18 protein-coding genes and 1 pseudogene are annotated in these 19,230 nt (G+C 75.4%); 4 read left to right on the top strand and 15 right to left on the bottom strand.

The window, feature by feature from the left end:
* Positions 1 to 241: 241 nt before the first annotated feature.
* Complete coding sequence (locus tag ACI79Y_RS03615; protein ID WP_457157154.1) at positions 242 to 1,723, top strand: D-alanyl-D-alanine carboxypeptidase family protein; 1,482 nt, start codon at positions 242 to 244, stop codon at positions 1,721 to 1,723.
* Positions 1,724 to 1,781: 58 nt separating this feature from the next.
* Here ACI79Y_RS03615 and ACI79Y_RS03610 read toward each other — a convergent pair.
* The 4 genes and pseudogenes from ACI79Y_RS03610 to hisC all read right to left on the bottom strand — a co-directional run.
* Positions 1,782 to 2,534, bottom strand: a pseudogene (locus tag ACI79Y_RS03610) (YihY/virulence factor BrkB family protein); the annotation flags it as partial.
* Between the two features lie 229 nt (positions 2,535 to 2,763).
* On the bottom strand, positions 2,764 to 3,360 hold the full coding sequence (locus tag ACI79Y_RS03605) for a 2'-5' RNA ligase family protein (RefSeq protein WP_457082413.1): 597 nt from the start codon (positions 3,358 to 3,360) through the stop codon (positions 2,764 to 2,766).
* The gene (trpS, locus tag ACI79Y_RS03600; RefSeq protein ID WP_457157153.1) at positions 3,357 to 4,385 is read right to left on the bottom strand and encodes a tryptophan--tRNA ligase; all 1,029 of its coding nucleotides are present in this window, start codon (positions 4,383 to 4,385) and stop codon (positions 3,357 to 3,359) included. The genes ACI79Y_RS03605 and trpS overlap by 4 nt, the downstream gene beginning before the upstream one ends.
* A 27-nt stretch (positions 4,386 to 4,412) precedes the next feature.
* Positions 4,413 to 5,537 carry a histidinol-phosphate transaminase gene (hisC, locus tag ACI79Y_RS03595; RefSeq protein ID WP_457157152.1) on the bottom strand — a complete coding sequence of 375 codons (1,125 nt, stop codon included), beginning with the start codon at positions 5,535 to 5,537 and terminating at the stop codon, positions 4,413 to 4,415.
* Between the two features lie 73 nt (positions 5,538 to 5,610).
* On the opposite strand from hisC, the gene galE reads away from it, so the two are divergent.
* Positions 5,611 to 6,567, top strand: coding sequence for a UDP-glucose 4-epimerase GalE (gene galE, locus ACI79Y_RS03590; RefSeq protein ID WP_457157151.1), 957 nt, complete (start codon positions 5,611 to 5,613; stop codon positions 6,565 to 6,567).
* Here galE and ACI79Y_RS03585 read toward each other — a convergent pair.
* Positions 6,564 to 7,889: a hemolysin family protein gene (locus ACI79Y_RS03585; protein WP_457157150.1), complete on the bottom strand. Its 1,326-nt coding sequence runs from the start codon at positions 7,887 to 7,889 to the stop codon at positions 6,564 to 6,566. The genes galE and ACI79Y_RS03585 overlap by 4 nt on opposite strands.
* 204 nt (positions 7,890 to 8,093) lie before the next feature.
* On the opposite strand from ACI79Y_RS03585, the gene ACI79Y_RS03580 reads away from it, so the two are divergent.
* A complete protein-coding gene (locus tag ACI79Y_RS03580) occupies positions 8,094 to 8,927 on the top strand; it encodes a CAP domain-containing protein (RefSeq protein WP_457157149.1) in 834 nt (277 codons plus the stop codon).
* Positions 8,928 to 8,993: 66 nt separating this feature from the next.
* Here ACI79Y_RS03580 and ACI79Y_RS03575 read toward each other — a convergent pair whose 3' ends face one another.
* The 5 genes from ACI79Y_RS03575 to ACI79Y_RS03555 form a co-directional block, all read right to left on the bottom strand.
* Positions 8,994 to 9,878, bottom strand: coding sequence for a hypothetical protein (locus ACI79Y_RS03575; protein ID WP_457157148.1), 885 nt, complete (start codon positions 9,876 to 9,878; stop codon positions 8,994 to 8,996).
* A 196-nt stretch (positions 9,879 to 10,074) separates the two neighbouring features.
* Positions 10,075 to 11,289, bottom strand: a complete 1,215-nt coding sequence (locus ACI79Y_RS03570) for an NADP-dependent isocitrate dehydrogenase (RefSeq protein ID WP_457157147.1) — start codon at positions 11,287 to 11,289, stop codon at positions 10,075 to 10,077.
* 38 nt (positions 11,290 to 11,327) lie between these two features.
* Positions 11,328 to 12,281: a malate dehydrogenase gene (mdh, locus tag ACI79Y_RS03565; RefSeq protein WP_457157146.1), complete on the bottom strand. Its 954-nt coding sequence runs from the start codon at positions 12,279 to 12,281 to the stop codon at positions 11,328 to 11,330.
* A gap of 57 nt (positions 12,282 to 12,338) precedes the next feature.
* Entirely contained in the window at positions 12,339 to 12,647 is a 309-nt protein-coding gene (locus tag ACI79Y_RS03560) for a DUF3017 domain-containing protein (RefSeq protein WP_457157145.1), read from the bottom strand.
* Positions 12,644 to 13,513: a bifunctional methylenetetrahydrofolate dehydrogenase/methenyltetrahydrofolate cyclohydrolase gene (locus tag ACI79Y_RS03555; RefSeq protein WP_457157144.1), complete on the bottom strand. Its 870-nt coding sequence runs from the start codon at positions 13,511 to 13,513 to the stop codon at positions 12,644 to 12,646. The genes ACI79Y_RS03560 and ACI79Y_RS03555 overlap by 4 nt, the downstream gene beginning before the upstream one ends.
* An 80-nt stretch (positions 13,514 to 13,593) precedes the next feature.
* Here ACI79Y_RS03555 and ACI79Y_RS03550 point away from each other — a divergent pair, with 80 nt between their 5' ends.
* Entirely contained in the window at positions 13,594 to 13,872 is a 279-nt protein-coding gene (locus ACI79Y_RS03550; RefSeq protein ID WP_457157143.1) for a hypothetical protein, read from the top strand.
* 63 nt (positions 13,873 to 13,935) lie between these two features.
* On the opposite strand, the gene ACI79Y_RS03545 is transcribed toward ACI79Y_RS03550, so the two are convergent.
* The 5 genes from ACI79Y_RS03545 to ACI79Y_RS03525 form a co-directional block, all read right to left on the bottom strand.
* A complete protein-coding gene (locus tag ACI79Y_RS03545) occupies positions 13,936 to 14,547 on the bottom strand; it encodes a pentapeptide repeat-containing protein (protein WP_457157142.1) in 612 nt (203 codons plus the stop codon).
* 26 nt (positions 14,548 to 14,573) lie between these two features.
* Positions 14,574 to 16,124 (bottom strand): bifunctional phosphoribosylaminoimidazolecarboxamide formyltransferase/IMP cyclohydrolase, encoded by a 1,551-nt coding sequence (gene purH / locus ACI79Y_RS03540; RefSeq protein ID WP_457157141.1) that lies wholly within the window; start codon positions 16,122 to 16,124, stop codon positions 14,574 to 14,576.
* The gene (gene purN, locus ACI79Y_RS03535) at positions 16,121 to 16,783 is read right to left on the bottom strand and encodes a phosphoribosylglycinamide formyltransferase (RefSeq protein WP_457157140.1); all 663 of its coding nucleotides are present in this window, start codon (positions 16,781 to 16,783) and stop codon (positions 16,121 to 16,123) included. Before purN ends, purH begins: the two co-directional genes overlap by 4 nt.
* A gap of 60 nt (positions 16,784 to 16,843) precedes the next feature.
* Positions 16,844 to 18,037 (bottom strand): cell division protein PerM, encoded by a 1,194-nt coding sequence (locus ACI79Y_RS03530; protein WP_457157139.1) that lies wholly within the window; start codon positions 18,035 to 18,037, stop codon positions 16,844 to 16,846.
* Between the two features lie 85 nt (positions 18,038 to 18,122).
* A complete protein-coding gene (locus ACI79Y_RS03525) occupies positions 18,123 to 19,037 on the bottom strand; it encodes a hypothetical protein (RefSeq protein WP_457157138.1) in 915 nt (304 codons plus the stop codon).
* Positions 19,038 to 19,230: the final 193 nt, after the last annotated feature.

The raw sequence follows: 19,230 nt of genomic DNA, 5'->3' as shown, positions 1-19,230 counted from the left end.
CGATCGGATCGGTGGGCCCCGGTGCCAGGTGTTCAGTGCTCCGCCGCCCGCCCAGCCGGGGTGACCGGACCGCTCGACGACGCCCCCGGCACGCTAACTGCGGGTGACGCGGGTGCGGCCACCAGGAGACGGATAGAGATGGGATCGTTGCCTACGGGCAACACCGGGCACACACCCCGCAGCCGTGGTGAGACGGCGCCCACAGCCCGGCCCGCGACCCGGCCGGGTTAGCGTGCCCGTCATGCGCCACCCGACGTCCCCGGCCCGGCCGTGCGCCGGCCCCGTCGTCCGGTCCGCCGTCGTCCGTGCCCTGGTCACCGTCGCCCTGGTCGCCATCGCGGTGCTCGCCCCACCCGGGGTGACCGCCTCCGCCGAGACCACCCGGCCCACCGTCGACCCCGGGGCTCCCACGCCGACCGCGCCGTACGAGGCCGGCCCGCCGCAGGGCAGCGCCGTCGACGGCAGCACCGTCGGCGGGGCGGGGCTGGACACCCGCGGGGTGGTCACCGCCGAGGGCGCCCCACCGCTGCCCGAGGGGATCGACGCGCGCGGCTGGCTGGTGGCCGACGCCGGCACCGGTCAGGTGCTCGGCGCCCGCGACCCGCACGGCCGCTACTACCCGGCGAGCACGATCAAGACGCTGACCCTGCTCACCCTGGCGCCGCAGCTGGACCCGGGCCAGGTCGTGGTCGCCACCGTCGAGGACGAGGCGATCGAGGGCAGCCGGGTCGGGCTGGTGCACGACGGGCAGTACCCCGTCGACCTGCTCTTCCGGGCGCTGGTCATGCAGTCGGGCAACGACGTGGCCAACGCGCTGGCCCGCACCGCCGGCGGGGTCGAGGCCACGGTCGCGGCGATGAACGCCACCGCGGCCCGGCTGGGGGCCTCGGACACCGTCGTCGGCACGCCGTCCGGCCTGGACGTGGCCGGCCAGTCCTCCTCCCCCTACGACCTGGCCCTGTTCATGCGGGAGCTGGTGGCCGACCCCTACACCCTCGACGTGCTGCAGACCCGGGTCGCACAGATGCCCCCGGCGCCCGGCTTCGACGGCTTCCAGATCCAGTCGCAGAACGCACTCCTGTCGGGCTATCCGGGAGCGCTGGGCGGCAAGACCGGCTTCACCGACGCCGCGCGGCACACCTTCGTCGCCGCGGCCGAGCGCGACGGCCGCCGGCTGGTGGTCAGCCTGATGCAGGCCGAGCGCCGCCCGGTGCACGAGCAGGAGCAGGCGACCCGGCTCCTCGACTGGGGCTTCGCCACCCCGGCCTCGGTCGACGCCCCGGGCCGGCTGGTCGACCCCGACGAGCCCGAGCCGACGGCGTCGGCCACCCCGGCCCACCCCACCCCGACCGCCTCCTCGCGCCCGGCCGTCGCGGCCCCGCCGGTCACCGCCGCCGCCCCCACGGCGGCGCAGGAGCCGAGCAGCCCGCTCGTGCCCGTCGCCCTGGCCGTCGCCGCGGTGCTGGTGGTCCTCGCCACCGTCGTCGGCCGCCGGCGGGCCCGCCGCCCGGTCAGCCGGCCCGCCGCCCCCGCCGACGGCGGGCCAGCCACCCGGTCCCCAGCGCCACCCCCAGGGCACCGGTCAGGGCACCGGCCCCCAGCAGCCCCACCGCCGTCCGCACCGGGGACACCCGCGGGTCCGCCGCCGGATCCGCGGCCGGGGACGCCGCCGGCGGACGACCCGGACGGGCCTCGGCCGGCGCCACCGGGTCCGGCGCGCTGACCACCGGCCGCACGTGCCCGGCGGCGATCCGCTCCTGCTCGAGCGACGGGATCGTCGCCGTCCACGCCGCGGTGTAGAAGGCGAACCGGAAGACCACGTTCAGCCAGACGATGAGGCCGACGATCCCGCCGAACGTCTGCGCCGTGACGTTCCCGCTGATGACGGTCAGGTAGAGGGTGCCGGCGACCTTCAGCAGCTCGAACCCGACCGCCCCGAACACCGCGCCGGGCAGCAGCTGGCGCGAGCCGAACGGGTTGTCCGGCACGCCGCGCAGCAGCCAGAGGAAGACCAGGGTGTCGCCGACCAGGGCCAGCGCGATCGCCACCGCCGCGGTGAGCACCCCGGAACCGGGGACGTCGTCCAGGCCCAGCAGGCCCAGCAGCCGGGTCGATGCCGACGTCGCGCTGGTGGTCAGCGCGATGCTCAGCGCCGCCGCCACCCCGAAGCCGAGCAGGCCGGCGACGTCCCTGACCCGGTCGGTGAGGAAGTTCGGCGGATCGGGCTGGCCGCGCCAGACGACGTCCATGCCGACCCGCAGCTTGTCCATCGCGCGCAGCCCGATGACCAGGAAGACGAGCAGGCCGACCAGCCCGAAGGTGGCGGCGCTGTCGATGGCCGCCTCGGCCTGCTCGGCCAGGTCCGCGCCCGTCGACCCGGGCACCGCGTCGCGGATCCCGGAGACGATGCGCTGCTCCAGGAGCGGGTTGCCCCGCAGCACCAGCCCGGCGACGGCGGCGACGAGCAGCAGCACCGGGAACAGCGCGAGGAAGACGTAGTAGGTGACGCCGGAGGCGAGCAGGTCACCCTGCACCCGGTTGTAGTGGCCCCCGGCGTGCACGAGGTGGTCCAGCCACGGCCACCGGTTCCGGCCCCGGCGCAGCAGACGGCGGGCGGCGGCGGCCAACCGGGTGACGGGGTTGCCCGGAGCCGGACCGTCGACACGGTCAGGCGTCGTCCTGGGCTCGGTCACCGGACCGAGTGTGCGGTCTGGCGATCTCCGGCGCCCGTCGACCGGAGCGTTCCGGCCCGGTCGCCGCAGGTCAGCGCGGTGTGCCGGTGAGCGGGTACTCGCGGGCGACGGCCCAGGCGCCGCTCGGGAGCTGCTCGAACTCGGTGAACGAGTCCACCCGGAAGTCCGCCCGCACGTCGGCCAGACCGGCGTGCGCCAGGTCCAGCATCTCCCCCGGCACGTCGTGCGCGACCGTCACGTGCGGGTGGTACGGGAACGCCAGCGGCCGGGCCAGCGGGCCGGTGCGGACGTCGGTGGCGATCAGCTCGCAGTCGGCGACGCCCCGCTCGACGGCGACGAAGACGACCTCCGAGACGGGGCGGAACGTGCCGGTGCCCGACAGCCGCATGTCGAACGGCGGGTGGGCCGCCGCGACCTGCGCCAGGTGGGCGCTGATCGCCGGGCGGTCACCCACCGCGACCTCGGTGGGCGGGAGCAGCGTGACGTGCGGCGGCACCAGGCTCGCCTGCGGGTCCCCGCACTTGCCCCGCCACTCGACCAGCAGCTGCGCCCACGGCTCCGGGATCGACACCACCACGCCCAGCACGGCGGTGTCGGCCGGCACCTCGCGCTCCGCCGAAGGGCGGTGCACGAAGGTGTCGTCGGCGCGCAGCGGTCGGTCGGTCACGCCGGCGTGCCCCCGACCGGGGCCAGGAAGCCCACCCGCTCGTAAACGGTGGCCAGCGTGGGGGCCGCGACCTCGCGGGCACGGGCGGCCCCGGCGGCCAGCACCCGCTCCAGCTCGCCGGTGTCGGCCAGCAGCTCGGCGGTGCGCTGCTGCACCGGGGCGAACGCCTCGGTGACCACGTCGGCGAGCTCCTTCTTCAGGTCGCCGTAGCCGCGACCGGCGAAGTGCTCCTCGAGCTGGGCCACGGTCTGCCCGGACAGCGCCGAGTGGATGGCCAGCAGGTTGGTCACGCCGGGCTTCTCCACCGGGTCGGCGACGATCTCGCGGCCGGTGTCGGTGACCGCCGAGCGGATCTTCTTCGCCGTCGCCTTCGGGTCGTCGAGCAGGTTCACGCAGCCGGCCGGCGGCAGGCTCTTGCTCATCTTCTTGTCCGGCGACTGCAGGTCCAGCACCTTGGCCGCCCCCGGCGGCACGTACGCCTCGGGGAGCACGAACGTGTCGCCGTACCGGCCGTTGAACCGGGTGGCCAGGTCACGGGTCAGCTCCAGGTGCTGCCGCTGGTCCTCACCGACCGGTACCCGGGCGGCCCGGTACAGCAGGATGTCGGCGGCCTGCAGCACCGGGTAGGTGAACAGCCCGACCGACGTCGTCCCGGCGCCCTCGCGGGTGCTCTTGTCCTTGAACTGGGTCATCCGGCTGGCCTCGCCGAACCCGGTCAGGCACTGGAGCACCCAGGCGAGCTGGGCGTGCTCGGGCACGTGGCTCTGCACGAACAGCGTGCTGCGCGCCGGATCGACGCCCAGCGCGATCAGCTGCGCGGCGGAGACCAGCGTGCGCCGGCGCAGCACCGCCGGGTCGGGCTGCTCCGCGGTGATCGCGTGCAGGTCGACGACGCAGTAGAAGGCGTCGTGGTCGTCCTGCAGCGCCACCCACTGCCGCAGCGCACCCAGGTAGTTGCCGAGGTGGAACGAGTCAGCCGTCGGCTGGATGCCGGACAGCACGCGGGGAGCAGGCACGTCCCTCATCGAACCACGCGCCCCACCGGTCTCCGGTCAGGTGTCCGCGTCCTCGGTCCCGGCGCTGGTCAGGACGGCGTCCAGCGCGCCGAGGAGGACGTCGTCCTCCTCCGCCGTCCCGACCGTCACGCGCAGCCCCACGCCGGGGAACGGCCGGGTGATCACCGCGCGCGCCTCCAGCGCTGCGGCGACGTCCGCGGTGCGCTCACCCAGCGGCAGCCAGACGAAGTTGGCCTGGCTGTCGGCGACCGGCAGGCCCCGCTCGCGCAGCGCTGCGGTCAGCCGGTCGCGCTCGGCGACGACGGCGGCGCACCGCTGCCGCACCTCGTCCTCGCTCGCCAGGGCGGCGACCGCCGCAGCCTGCGCGAGGCTGGAGACGCTGAAGGGCACGTGGGTGCGGCGCACCGCGTCGGCGACGCCCGGGTCCTCGGCCAGCAGGTAGCCCACCCGCAGCCCGGCCAGGCCCCACGCCTTGGAGAAGGTGCGCAGCACCGCGACGTTGGGCCGCCCGCGCATCAGCTCGACGCCGTCGGGGACCCCAGGGTCGGTGACGAACTCCCGGTAGGCCTCGTCGACCACCACCAGCGCGGTCTCGGGGACCGCGTCGAGGAACCGCTCCAGCTGCGCCCGGCGAACCGCCGTCCCGGTCGGGTTGTTCGGGTTGCAGACGAGCACCAGCCGGGTGCGCTCGTCGACCACGGCGGCCAGCGCCTCGAGGTCGTGGGTGTCGGCGGCGCCGCCCGGCGTCCCGGGCACCAGCGGCACCTGCTGGGCGCGGGCGCCGGCCACCTGGGCCAGCAGCGGGTACATCTCGAACGACCGCCAGGCGAACGCGATGCCGGTGCCCGGGTCGTTGTAGGCCTGGGCCAGCTGCTGCAGCAGGGTGACCGCGCCGCAGCCGGTGGCCACCTGACCGGGGCTGACGCCGTACCGCTCCGCCAGCGCCGCGGTGAGCACGGTCGCGCCGTTGTCGGGGTAGCGGTGGGTCTCCCCTGCCGTCGCCGCGATCGCCTCGACGACGGCCGGCAGCGGCGGGAAGGCCACCTCGTTGCTGGCCAGCTTCACCGCGCGCGGCACGCCGATCTCCCGGGCCAGGTCGGCGGGGTTGCGGCCGGGCCGGTAGGCCGGCATCGCGGCGACTGCGGGACGTGCGGTTACCACGGGGCTCCTCCTACCGGTGCGGGGGGCGCACCTGTCCAGGCTTTCCGGCGTGCGCGTGTCTAGGCTCCCGGGCATGCGCGTTCTCGTCACCGGCGGAGCCGGGTACATCGGCAGCGTAGTCACCGCGGCTCTGCTGGCCGAGGGCCACGAGGTCACGGTGCTCGACGACCTCTCGACCGGGCACCAGGACGCCGTCCCCGACGGCGCGCGCCTGGTGCAGGCCTCGCTGCACGACTCCGCGCCCGTGCTCGCCGACGTCCGCCCCGAGGCCGTGCTGCACTTCGCGGCGAAGAGCCTGGTCGGGGAGAGCCAGCAGGCGCCGGAGCTGTACTGGGAGAACAACGTCGGCGGGTCGCTGGCGCTGCTGGAGGCGATGCGCGCCGCCGACTGCCGCCGGATCGTCTTCTCCTCCACCGCGGCCACCTACGGAGAGCCCGAGGAGGTGCCCATCCCGGAGACCGCGCCCACCCGGCCGACCAACACCTACGGCGCCAGCAAGCTGGCCGTCGACGCGATGCTCACCAGCTACGCGGTGGCGTACGACTTCGCCGCGGTGAGCCTGCGCTACTTCAACGTGGGCGGCGCCGCGTACGGCCGGGGCGAGCGGCACGCCACCGAGACGCACCTGATCCCGATCGCCCTGCAGGTGGCCTCGGGCACCCGCGAGTCGCTCACCGTCTACGGCGACGACTACCCGACCCCCGACGGCACCTGCATCCGCGACTACGTGCACGTGCAGGACCTCGCCGCCGCGCACCTGCTCGCCCTCCCCGCCCCGGCACCGGGCGAGCACCGGGTCTACAACCTGGGCAGCGGCAGCGGGTTCTCGGTGCAGGAGATGGTCGACGCCGTCCGCGAGGTCACCGGGCACGAGCTACCGGTGGTCGTGGGCCCCCGCCGCGCCGGCGACCCGGCCCGCCTGGTGGCCAGCTCCGCCCGGATCCACGGCGACCTGGGCTGGCGGCCGGTGCACACCGACCTGCGCAAGATCGTCCGCGACGCCTGGGAGTTCGTGCAGCAGCGCCGCTAGGCCCTGGACTCCGCGGCGGCGCCCTCGGTGTCCTCCGGCTCCGGCGCGGGGCTGACCTCGATGCGGGCGATCCGCCGTCCGTCCAGCTCCAGCACGGTGAGCGTGCGGCCCTCGACCTCGACGACGTCACCCACCACCGGCAGCCGGCCCAGCGCCGCCAGCAGGTAGCCGGCGGCCGTCTCGTAGGGCCCCTCGGGCAGCTCGAGGCCGGTGGCCTCGGCGAAGTCGTCGAGGTTCAGCAGCCCGTCCAGCTCCTGCGGGCCGCCGCTGGGCTCGGCGTCCTCCGCGGCGACGTCGGCGTCGTACTCGTCGTAGATGTCCCCGATGACCTCCTCGATGAGGTCCTCCAGGGTGACGATGCCGTCGGTGCCGCCGTACTCGTCGACGACGATCGCGAAGTGCCGGTTCTCCCGGCGCATCTCCGACATCGCGTTGAGCACCTTCGCCGTACCGGGGAGCTGCTTGACCTCCCGGGCCAGGTCGGCCACGGTCGCCGCCCGCCCGGCGGGGTGGGTGGGCAGGAACAGGTCGCGGACGTGCACGAAGCCGATGACGTCGTCCTCCCCCCGGCCGACCACCGGGTAGCGCGACCAGCTGGAGTCGGCGACCTGCTTGGCCGCCCGGCTCGCGGTCGTCGACCCGTCCAGGAAGTGCACCTCGGTGCGCGGGGTCATGACCTCGCGCACCTCCCGGTCGCCGGCGCGGAACACCTCGTCGATGAGCCGCCGCTCGTCGCTGGAGAGCGACTCGTGCGCCGCCACCAGGTCGCGCAGCTCCTCCTGGCTGATCGACTCACCGCTCTGCGTGGGGTCACCGCCGAGCAGCCGGACGAGCAGGTCGGTGCTCTTCGACAGCAGCCAGATGACCGGCCGGAAGAGCTTGGCGATGGCGTTGAGCGGCGCGGCGACGACGAGGGAGAACCCCTCCGCCCGCTGGAGGGCCAGCCGCTTGGGGGTCAGCTCACCGACGACCAGCGACAGGTAGCTGATCGCGATGGTGACCAGCACGAAGGCCAGCGGGTCGGCCACCGTGACCTGGAGGCCCCGGTCGACCAGGAGGTCGGCGAGCGGCCCGGACAGCGTGCTGGCCCCGAAGGCAGCCGAGAAGAAGCCGGCCAGGGTGACCCCGACCTGCACCGCGGCGAGGAAGCGGTTCGGGTCGCCGAGCAGCTTGTGCAGCGCCTGCCCGCGGCGGCCGGTGTCGGCCAGCGCACGGACCTGCGACTCACGCAGGGAGACCAGGGCGATCTCGGCCCCCGAGAACGCACCGCCGATCAGGACGAACCCGACGACCATGACGATGTTGAGCCAGACGTCGCTCACGAGCGGCGTGTTCCTCCAGATGCAGTGCTCGGCAGCGCTCTGCCGGCGTCAGCGGACCACGGTAGTGGCCGGACCCGCCACGGGTCCTCCCCGTCGAACCCGCCCCCCTCCCCCGGGTGTTCCCTCCGCGGCCGCACTGGTGACTGTCCGCTTCCGGCTACCCTCGGTCGGGTGACGTCCGCGATCCGCTGCTGAGGGCGAGCCGTGCCTCCCTCCCCGCCCCGCCCGTCCGCGCTGCGCCGCCTGGACGCCGCCCTGTACCGCCCGCTCCGCTGGCGTGGCCGGTCGCTCTGGGCGCCCTTGCTGCTGGCCGCCGTCCTGGTGCTGGTCGCCTCCACGGCCACCGTCGTGCACGGCGTGGTCCGCACCCAGCTGACCGAGGCCGCCGCCGAGGCCCCGCAGCCCCGGCCGTCGACCACTCCGGCACCCGACACCGCCGCCGACGTCCCCGCCGGCACCGCACCGCAGCCGGAGACCACCGTCCCCGAGCCCCCCGCTCCCCCGGCCGCCGGGTCCGAGCCGCTCCCCGCACCAGAGGCGGATGTCACGGCCCCCGGCTCGGCCACGTCCACGGCTCTCCCCGCGCCTTCCCCCGAACCGGCACCGGCACCGGCACCGGCGCCGGCGCCCACCCCGCCGTCCGGCCCTGTGGCGGCGGCCGGCGCCGGCACGGAGCAGCAGGTGCTCGACCTGGTCAACGCCGAGCGCGCGGCGGCCGGCTGCCCGGCCGTCGTGGCCGACGGCGGCCTCGCCGGGGTCGCCCGCGCGCACAGCGCGGACATGCGCGACCGGGACTTCTTCTCCCACGTCGACCCCGACGGCCGCGACCCGTTCGCCCGGGCCCGCGCGGCCGGCATCGAGCACGCACGGGCGGAGAACATCGCCTACGGCCAGCCGGACGCCGCCGCGGTGATGGCCGCTTGGATGGGCAGCCCCGGCCACCGGGCGAACATCCTGAACTGCGACCTGGGCACCCTGGGCATCGGCGTGGCCCAGGGCGCCGGCGGCCCCTGGTGGACCCAGCTCTTCGGCACCTGAGCTCTGTGATCACCTCGGCGCTCCCGGGCACTCGCTGTCCCCGAGGGCCTGCTGGTGCCGAGGTGATCATCCGCGCAGCGCCTCCGCCACCCGCGCCACCAGCAGGTCGGGTCGGCGCAGATCGGCGGCGGTGACGAACACGACCCGCCAGCCGGCCGCCGTCAGACGGTTCAGCCGCTGCCTGTCGCGCGCGAACTGGCCCGGCTCTGCGTGCCACTGACCGTCGTACTCCAGCGCCAGCCGGTGCGCGGGCCAGCCGAAGTCCACCCGGGCGACGAAGCCGCCGCGGTGGCGTACCTCGAACTGCGCCACCGGCGACGGGAGGCCCGCACGCACCAGCACCAGCCGCACCCGGGTCTCCTGCGGCGACCCGGCCAGCCCGTCGGCGAGCGCGGCGGCGCGCCGGGCCTGTGCGCTGCCCCGCGACCGGGGCAGCGCCGCGACCGCGGCGCGCACCTCCTCGAGTCGCACCACGCGCTGGTGTCCGAGCTGGTCCAGGACGACGACGCCGTCCTCCAGCGGGCCACGGCGGATCAGGTCGACCGCCGTCCGTGTGCGTCCAGTGACCCGCAACCCGTTCCGCACCTCGACGTCGTCGTCGTCCAGCACCGCGGTGCGCACCCGTACGGCCGGTGACCGCGGGCTCCAGCGTCGACCGACCGAGAGCACGACCTCGACGGGATGGACAGCGCCGACCACACCCTCGGCGCCCCAGAGCAGCGCCGCCGTGCGGCCACCGAAGACGGCGGTCGGTGGGGCGACGAGCGACACCGCGGTGACCATGAGCCGGTGGTCGGGGGCCAGCCGTGCGTCGGCGTACACGCCGGGCAGCACCCGGCGCCAGGCCGTGCTGCGGAGCTGGTCGGGGGTCAGCAGACCACGGGCCACCGCCGTCTCACCGCGGAAGACCCGCCCGTCGAGTGCGGGTGGACGCGCAGGTGGGCGGGGCACCCGCGGAGCGGGCCGGAGCCCGCGGCTGTCGCGCTGGCGCCGTCCACAGGCTTCGCTCACCCCGGCGCCAGCGGGGTCACCACGCGCTCGACACCCCGGCGACGCCGAGGTGATCATGGCGCCGGGCGCGGCCCCCGTACGCGGGACGGCCCCCGCGACCGAGTGATCGCGGGGGCCGTCCGTGCGGCGTCCTTGCTCAGCCCATCGCCTTCTGCAGGTTGGCGTCGATGGCCGCCAGGAAGTCCTGGGTGTTCAGCCACGGGCTGTCCTTGCTGATCAGCAGCGCCAGGTCCTTGGTCATCTGGCCGCTCTCGACGGTGTCGATGCAGACCTTCTCCAGGGTCTCGGCGAACCGGGTCACCTCGGGGGTGTTGTCCAGCTTGCCGCGGTGGGCCAGGCCCCGGGTCCAGGCGAAGATCGACGCGATCGGGTTGGTCGAGGTCGCCTCGCCGCGCTGGTGGGCGCGGAAGTGGCGGGTGACCGTGCCGTGCGCGGCCTCGGCCTCGACCGTGCGGCCGTCCGGGGTGGCCAGCACCGAGGTCATCAGGCCCAGCGAGCCGAAGCCCTGCGCCACGGTGTCGGACTGCACGTCGCCGTCGTAGTTCTTGGCGGCCCAGACGTACCCGCCCTCCCACTTGAGGGAGGCGGCGACCATGTCGTCGATGAGGCGGTGCTCGTAGGTGATGCCCGCCGCGGCGAACTGGTCCTTGAACTCCGTCTCGAAGACCTCCTGGAACAGGTCCTTGAAGCGGCCGTCGTAGGCCTTGAGGATCGTGTTCTTCGTGGAGAGGTAGACCGGGTAGTTGCGGGCCAGGCCGTAGTTGAGCGAGGCGCGCGCGAAGTCACGGATCGACTCGTCCAGGTTGTACATGGCCAGCGCGACACCGGATCCCGGGGCCTGGAAGACCTCGTGCTCGATCGGCGCGGAGCCGTCGGACGGGGTGAAGGTCACCGTGAGGGTGCCCGCGCCCGGGAAGCGGAAGTCGGTGGCGCGGTACTGGTCACCGAAGGCATGGCGGCCGACGATGATCGGCTTGGTCCAGCCGGGCACCAGCCGCGGCACGTTGGCCATGATGATCGGCTCGCGGAAGATGACGCCGCCGAGGATGTTGCGGATCGTGCCGTTGGGCGAGCGGTACATCCGCTTGAGGCCGAACTCCTCGACCCGGGCCTCGTCGGGGGTGATGGTCGCGCACTTGACGCCGACGCCGTGCTTCTTGATGGCGTTGGCGGCGTCGACGGTGATCTGGTCGTCGGTGGCGTCGCGCGACTCCATGCCGAGGTCGTAGTACTCGAGGTCGACGTCCAGGTACGGGAGGATCAGCTGGTCCTTGATGAACTGCCAGATGATCCGGGTCATCTCGTCGCCGTCGAGCTCGACGACCTTGCCCTCGACCTTGATCTTGGTCACGTGTTCGGTTTCCCTCTCTGCAGCTCTGACCGTCGTGGTCAGAGGTCGGCTACATCGGCCTGCTTGGCGCGGACGGCCTCGGCGGCCTCACGCAGGCCCGCCAGTTCACTGTCGGTCAGGTCGCTCTGCACGACCCGCCGCACTCCTGCCCGGCCGATCTCGGCCTCGACCCCCAGGTAGACCCCGGAGATGCCGTACTCGCCGTCGACCCAGGCGCACACCGGCATGACCGCCCCGGCGTCCTCCCGCACCGCGCGCGCCATCCGGGCGGCCGCCGCGGACGGGGCGTAGTACGCCGAGCCGGTCTTCAGCAGCGCGACCACCTCGGCCCCGCCGTTGCGGGTGCGGTCGACCAGGTGCGCGATCCGGTCGGCGGGCAGCACCTCGGCGAGCGGGCGGCCGTCGACGGTGCAGCGCGAGGGAACGGGGACCATCGTGTCGCCGTGCGACCCGAGCGTCAGGGTGCGCACCGAGCCGACCGGCACGCCGCACTCCTGGGCCACGTTGTTCGTGAACCGGGCCGTGTCGAGCATCCCGGCCTGCCCCATGACCCGGGCCCTCGGGAAACCGGTGGCCAGCTGGGCCAGCGCGGTCATCTCGTCGAGCGGGTTGGAGACGACGATGACGACGGCGTCGGGCGAGGTGCGCGCGACGTTCTCCGCGACCGAGCGGACGATGCCGGCGTTGGTCTCGATGAGGTCCATCCGGCTCATCCCCGGCTTGCGCGGCAGGCCGGCGGTGATGACGACGATGTCGGAGCCCTCGGTGCCCTCGTAGGAGCCGCCTCCGACCCCCACGACCCGGGTCTCGAAGCCCTCGATCGGCCGCGACTGGTTGATGTCCAGCGCGAGCCCCTCGGGCTTGCCCTCGACGATGTCGGTGAGCACCACGGTCTCGAACAGGTCGTACTCCGCCAACCGCAGCGCGGTGGTCGAGCCGTAGAAACCGGCGCCGACGACGGTCACCTTGCCCTGCCGGTCCCGCTCCACCATGCCCGCCAACCTAGCCCCGGATCCGCCCGCAGGGCCATGCGGGGCGCCCCGCACGGGTCAGTCGGCCGGGATGGCCAGCGCGATGCCGGCGACCGCCAGGCCCACCACGAGGCTCAGCCCCACGTCGACCGGGCGGCTGCGCACCGCCAGGAACCCGATCCGGCGGGCCGGCAGGAGCAGCCGCATCAGCCCGGCACCGACCACCGCCACCCCCATGAGCACCAGGCCGCGGCGCCACTGCTCGAGCGCCACCAGCCCCAGGCCGGCACCGACCACCACGATGACCAGCAGCAGCGGCCACTGCCGGAGGAAGCCGGCCAGCAGCGGCCGCCGCCGGTACAGCGGCTCACGGGCCGGCCGGGTCACGCCGAGAGGACCTCCGCGCCGGCCGCCTGCTCGGCGGCGAGCACGACGTTGGCCAGCAGCATCGCCCGGGTCATCGGGCCCACCCCGCCGGGGTTGGGGGCGACGAATCCGGCGACGTCGCGGACGTCCGCGGCGACGTCACCGGCGATCTTCCCGTCGACCCGGCTCACGCCGACGTCGAGCACGGCGGCCCCGGGCTTCACCATCTCCCCGGTGATCAGCCCGGGCACCCCGGCGGCGGCGACCACCACGTCGGCGTCCCGGGTGTGCGCGGCCAGGTCCCGGGTGCCGGTGTGGCAGAGGGTCACCGTGGCGTTCTCGGTGCGCCGGGTGAGCAGCAGGCCGAGTGGCCGGCCGACGGTGATCCCGCGGCCGACGACGACGACCTCGGCCCCGGCGAGCGGGACGTCGTACCGGCGCAGCAGCTCGACGATGCCCACCGGGGTGCAGGGCAGCGGGCCCGGCACCCCGAGCACCAGCCGCCCCAGGTTGGTCGGGTGCAGGCCGTCGGCGTCCTTGGCCGGGTCCATCCGCTCCAGCACCTCGCTCTCGTCGATCCCCCGCGGCAGCGGGATCTGGACGATGTAGCCAGTGCACGCCGGGTCGGCGTTGAGCTCGTCGACGACGGCCAGCACGTCGGTCAGCGTGGCGGTGGCCGGCAGCTCGCGCTGGATGCTGGCGATGCCCACCTCGGCGCAGTCGGAGTGCTTCGCCGAGACGTACCACCGGCTGCCCGGGTCGTCACCGACCAGCAGGGTGCCCAGCCCAGGGGGCCGTCCGGCGGCCGCGAGCGCGGCCACCCGCCCGGTGAGCTCCGCCCGGATCGCCGCTGCCGTCGCCTTGCCGTCCAGAGTCGTCGCCGCCACGCCGCCAGTCTGCCGCACGCCCGTTCCCCTGGGCTCCCGCACACCGCCGGCCGCGGGGGCGGCCCGCGCGAGGAGGACCGATGAGCGTGCCCGACAGCCGTTCCCGGCAGGTGCCGTGGGACGGGGAGCCCACCACGAACGGCAGCTCCGCGTGGTGGGGCGGGCTCCAGCCCGCCCCGCCACTGGCCGACCAGCCCACCGAGGTGGTGCACCCGCAGGAGCGCTGGCCCGGCACCGCGGCGAGCGGCCCGGCGACGGGCACCGGCCGACGGCCTGCCGCCGCCCGGACACCCTGGCCGGCCTGCTGCTCCTGCTCGCCGGCGTCGCGGCCGGGATCAGGCTGCTCGTGGTGCGGCTGAACGGCGGCGGCACCGGGCTGGAGCTGGTGCATACCGGCCTGGACGACCTGACCGCCCGGCAGGTCAGTCGGCGACCAGCGCCCCGTGGGCGCGAGCGAACGTCACCGCCTGGACGACGTCCAGCCGCACGCCGGTGACGTCGAAGCCGTGCCAGTTCACCCCGTCGGTGTCCGCGCCGCGCAGGTCGGCCCCGCGCAGCCGGGTGCTCTGCAGCCGGGCGTGCCGCAGGTCGGCACGGGTCAGGTCGGCCTCACGCAGGTCCGTGTCGGTCAGGTCGGCCTCGACCAGCTTCTGGCCCGAGAGGTCGACGCCGGACAGGTCCACCCCGCGCAGCGACGTGTAGCTCCAGTCGGTGTCGGCGGTGGTCATCGGGCGCAGCGTCGCGCCGGGGAACTGCGAGCCGGTGAGCTTGCAGCCGGACCAGGTGCTGCCCGACAGCATCGCCCGGTCGAACCGGCAGGAGAGGAAGGCCGTCCCCTCGTGCCGGGCGCCCGCCATGGCCACGCCGGTGAGCAGGCACTGCTCGAAGACGCACCGCACCGTGACCAGCTCGGCGAACGAGGCGTCGTCGAAGCGGCAGTCGACGAAGGTGACCCGTTCCAGCCGGGCCCAGTCCCACTCGGCACCGGCGAGGTCCTCGCCCTCCCAGACGGTGTCCGGCTCGGGCGGGCTCACCGGGGGCCGGGTGTTGCGGATCGCCATCAGTGGGCGAAGTGCCGGGTGCCGGTCAGGTACAGCGTCACCCCCGCGGCCGCCGCGGCGGCGACCACCTCGTCGTCCCGCACCGACCCGCCCGGCTGCACCACCGCACGCACCCCGGCGTCCAGCAGCACCTGCAGCCCGTCGGCGAAGGGGAAGAACGCGTCGGAGGCGGCCACCGACCCGGCGGCCCGCTCCCCCGCCCGCGCCACGGCCAGCCGGGCGGAGTCGACCCGGTTGACCTGACCCATGCCGACGCCCACGGTGGCCCGGTCGGCGGCCAGCAGGATGGCGTTGCTCTTCACCGCGCGCACGGCCCGCCAGGCGAAGACCAGGTCGTCGAGGCCGGCGGCGTCCAGCGGCTGACCGGTGGCCAGGGTCCAGCTGGTGGGGTCGTCGCCGGCGGCGTCGATCCGGTCGGCGGTCTGCAGCAGCAGCCCGCCGCTCACCGGACGCAGCTCGACGGTCAGCCGCGGGGACTCGGGCATCCGGAGCAGCCGGATGTTCTTCTTCTGGGTGAGCAGGCCCAGGGCGTCCTCGGTGAACGACGGCGCGACGACGACCTCGGTGAACACCTCGGAGATCTGCTCGGCGAGGGTCAGGTCGACCTCGCGGTTGGCGGCGATCACCCCGCCGAAGGCCGAGACCGGGTCGCAGGCGTGCGCCTTGCGGTGCGCGGCGGCGATGTCCGCCCCGACCGCGATCCCGCACGGGTTGGCGTGCTTGATGATCGCCACACACGGCTCGCGGTGGTCGTGCGCGGCCCGCCAGGCGGCATCGGTGTCGACGTAGTTGTTGTAGGACATCTGCTTGCCGTGCAGCTGGTCGGCGTCGGCGAGCCCCGGCTGCCCGCTGCGGTACAGCGCCGCCCCCTGGTGCGGGTTCTCCCCGTAGCGGAGGACGTCGGTGCGCTCCCAGCTGCCGCCGACCCACTCGGGGAAGCCGCTCTCGTCGTCCGGGGAGAGGACGTTGCCCATCCAGGAGGCGACCGCGACGTCGTAGGCCGCGGTGTGCCGGAACGCCTCGGCGGCCAGCTGCTGGCGCTGCGCCAGGGTGAAGCCGCCGGCGCCGACCGCCTCCACGACCTCCTCGTAGCGGCCCGGGTCGACGACCACGGCCACCGACGGGTGGTTCTTCGCCGCGGCCCGCACCATCGCCGGGCCGCCGATGTCGATCTGCTCGATGCACTCGTCCGGGGAGGCGCCGGAGGCGACGGTGTCGCTGAACGGGTAGAGGTTGACCACGACCAGGTCGAAGGCGGCGATGCCCAGCTCCTCCAGCTGGGCCAGGTGCGCGGGCTTGCGGCGGTCGGCCAGGATGCCCGCGTGCACCGCCGGGTGCAGCGTCTTGACCCGGCCGTCGAGGCACTCGGGGAAGCCGGTGACCTGCTCGACGGGGGTGACCGGCAGCCCGGCGGCGGCGATCCGCGCCGCGGTGGCGCCGGTGCTGACCAGTTCGACACCGGCGTCGACCAGGCCGCGGGCGAGCTCGTCGACGCCGCTCTTGTCGTAGACGCCCAGCAGCGCGCGGCGGACGGGGGTGCGCTCGGTCATCGGGTGCTCTCCTCGGTCGGGATGGCGGGAGTCGGTGGGGAGGGGATCGGCGCGCCGGTGGCCAGCGCGGCCACGGTGCGCACCAGGAGCTCGCGCTCGACGGTCTTGATCCGTTCGTGCAGGCTCGCCTCGTCGTCGTCGGCGTGCACGGGGACGGGGCGCTGGGTCAGCACCGGGCCGGTGTCCAGGCCGGCGTCGACCAGGTGCACGGTCGCGCCGGTCGTGGTGACCCCGGCGGCCAGGGCGTCGCGGACGGCGTGCGCCCCCGGGAATGCCGGCAGCAGCGCCGGGTGGGTGTTGACCACTCGGCCGCCGAAGGCGGCCAGCACGGCGGGGCCCAACAGCTTCATGAACCCGGCCGAGACCACCCAGTCGGGACGGTGCTCGACCAGCGCGGCGGCCAGCGCTCGGTCCCAGGACGCCCGGTCGGGGTGGTCGCGCAGGGCGACGACGAAGGTGCCGATCCCGCGGTCGGCAGCGAGGGTCAGGCCGGCGGCGTCCGGGCGGTCCGCGCCGACGGCGACGACCTCGGCGGGGTAGCCGGGCTCCTCGGTGGCGGCGAGCAGGGCGGCGCACAGCGAGCCGGCCCCGGAGAGCAGGACGACCACGCGCGCCCGGGCACCCGGCGTCCCCGGGACGGCGGATGCGTCGGCGGGCACGTCCGCAGACCCTAGTGGCCGGGTCCGGAGCCCGGTGCCGACGGGTCGGGCGCGGGCAGGTCAGGACCGGGCGCGCCAGCGGGCGACGGCGGCGCCGGGGACGGCGGCGATCCCGGCCTGCGCGGCGACCGCCAGCCCGGTGGCCAGCGCCGGCGCGCCCACCTCGGCCAGGGCTCCGTCGCCGAGCGCGCCCCCGGCGACGAGCACCCACAGCCCTGTGACGACGCCGACGCCGACCGCCGCGACGATGCCCCACAGGGCAGCGGTGACCGCCCCGCCGTCGCCGTCCTCGAGCCGGCGTCCCAGCGCGATGCCGGCGACCACCCCGGCGAGCGCGGGCAGCGCCTGGGACAGGAACGCGACCAGCGGCACGGCCTGGGTGTCGGGCAGGGCGGCCAGCAGCGGAAACGCGGGCACCGGCCCGAGCGTGACGCCGCCGACCGAGACGGCGGTGCCCGTCCCGACGACGAACCCCGGTCCCGCGGCCAGCCCGGCGACCGCGGCGAGGGCGTTGGGCATCAGCAGCAGGCTCAGCCCGACCAGCCCGGCGGCCCCGGCGCTGGCGCTCCCGAGGCCGCTGACCATCGCGGCGGCACCGTCGACGTCGGACCCCAGCCCGACGGCGAGGACGGCGGCGCACCCGGCGGCCAGCGCCAGCGTGCCGGCCGCCACGGCCCGCAGCACGGCCCGGCCCGGGCCGGGGAACCGGTCCAGCAGCTGCCCGCCGAGCGGGGAGTCGCGCAGCACGCCCGCGCCACCGGCGAGCAGCGCGAGCACGGCGGCCCCCACGAGCGGACGCACCGGGCCGATCGTGGCGTCGGGCGCTGTGACCAGTGCGGTGACCAGCCCCGTCGTGGCGGTGTGCACCGCGACCACGACGGCGAGCACCCCGCTGACCGACCGGGGCGACTCCAGCTCGCGGACCGCGACCACCGACCCCGACGCCCGGGCCAGCCCCCAGGCGATGCCCGCGGTGACCAGCAGCGGGGCGATCCGGAGAGGCCCGGAGGGCAGCTCGACCGCCGCGCCGTGCGCCAGCAGCCACAGCTGCCCGGCCACCCGCGCGGACGACCCCGCCGGCAGCCCGCCGTCGGGGTCGAGGGTCTGCACGACGAGCAGCGCGAGCCACAGCCCCAGCAGCCCGGTCACCGGGACCGCGAGGGCGGTGGCCACCGCGAGCCACCCGGTGGCGGGGCCGCGCCGTCCACCGGTGCCGCGTGACCCGAGGGGCAGGCGGGACAGCAGGGACGTCACCTCCCCACTCTCGCAAGCGACGTCGCCGGATCGGCGGCGCACGCGCCGGGTCCGGCCATCTCACACGGCCGTCCGGCCGGAGGGATCAGCCGGCCCCGGCAGCGGTGCTCCCGCCGGGCTCCCCGGGGCGACGCCCGGGCTCCGGTGCGGGCTCGCCGTCCGCGGGGTCGGGCTCCGCTGTCGGCCCGGGCTGCGCTGTCGGCCCGGGCTGCGGCGCCGCCGGCCAGGCCGGAGCCGGCGTCCAGGTGGGCGGGCCCTGGTACCAGCCGGACTGCGGAGGTGGCCCCCAGCCCGGGGCCGGCGCGGGGTCGGGAGCCTGCCCGTACCCCGGGGACACCCCCGGGCTCCACCCGGCGGGGGGCGGGGTGGCTCCGTGGGTCGGCGGCGCCCCGTACCCCGGTGGCCCGTACCCCGGCGGCCCGTACGGCGGCGAGCCCCAACCCGGGGCGCCCGAGGGCGGAGGTGGTGCACCGATCCACCCGGCTGGGGCGGCGCCCACGGCCCGCAGCTCGGCGAGCAGCCGGGACATCGTGATTACCAGCAGCGCCGTCGCGGTGAGGAAGGCGAGCAGCCCCATCAGCGTGAAGCCGGCGTCGAAGGTGGTCAGCCACTCGGTCAGCGTGAACAGGAAGGCCAGGGACGCGAGGCCGGCCGGGACGACGGCCCGCGGGAACGGAACCCGGACCTCACGGAAGGCCGGCAGCACGGTCCACACCGCGGCCGCGCCCAGCAGCACGAGCGCGAGGCTCAGCCAGGGCGACCGGAACCCGTTGACCGACGTGCCCGGTGCGCGGTAGCCGAACCCGAGGTCGTACCCCGGGACGGTGAACCACGGCACGCTGAGGAACACCAGGTAGAGCAGCGCCCCGGCCGGGACGGCGAGGTCGGCCCAGCCCAGCACCCGCAGCCCGGGCCGGCGGCGGGGCGCCGGTCCGGGGGCCACCGGCTCCGGCTCCGGTCCCGGCCCGCCCGGCTGCTGCTCGGGACCACTGGACGTCATCGCTGCGGCTCTCCTCCTGGTGCGCGGCAGGGTCCCCCGCATCGTCCCCCACCGGGAACGCCGCTGCCCGGCACCTCCGCGGGAGGTGCCGGGCAGTTCGGCGCCCTGCGAGCTCGCGGCGGCGTCAGCCTCCGAGCACACGGGTCGGCTTCCGCCACCGCTCCGCTCCTCGGTCGCTGGCGCTCCCTGCGAT

The organism is Modestobacter sp. SYSU DS0875, assembly GCF_054050915.1.
Note: the sequence above shows the minus strand (reverse complement) of the source record. Positions and strands in the feature narration are given on the sequence as shown.